A 243-nucleotide genomic window follows, 5' to 3' on the forward strand; every position below is an offset into this window, starting at 1 on the left:
CGATGATGAGCGAGGTCGCCTATTTCGTGAAGGACGTGGTGGGCCCGAAGGGCTGCGTGAACATCGTGGTCAAGCAGGACGGCCAGAGCGAGGCGAAGGCCGACGGCGTCTCCGACAGCGCGGACATCGACCAGCACACCAAGACCAACGCGCTCAAGGTCCACCACGCCGACATCGACGCGGACAACAACTTCACCCGGCCCGACGACTGGATCGACATGACCGACGAGCCGGACCACCAGG

1 pseudogene is annotated in these 243 nt (G+C 64.6%); it reads left to right on the forward strand.

From position 1 onward, the window contains the following. Positions 1-243, forward strand: a pseudogene (locus tag R0J92_RS25860) (gfo/Idh/MocA family oxidoreductase); the annotation flags it as partial.

This window comes from Tritonibacter sp. SIMBA_163, assembly GCF_046535935.1.
In the GTDB taxonomy this organism is placed as follows: Bacteria; Pseudomonadota; Alphaproteobacteria; order Rhodobacterales; family Rhodobacteraceae; genus Epibacterium; species Epibacterium scottomollicae.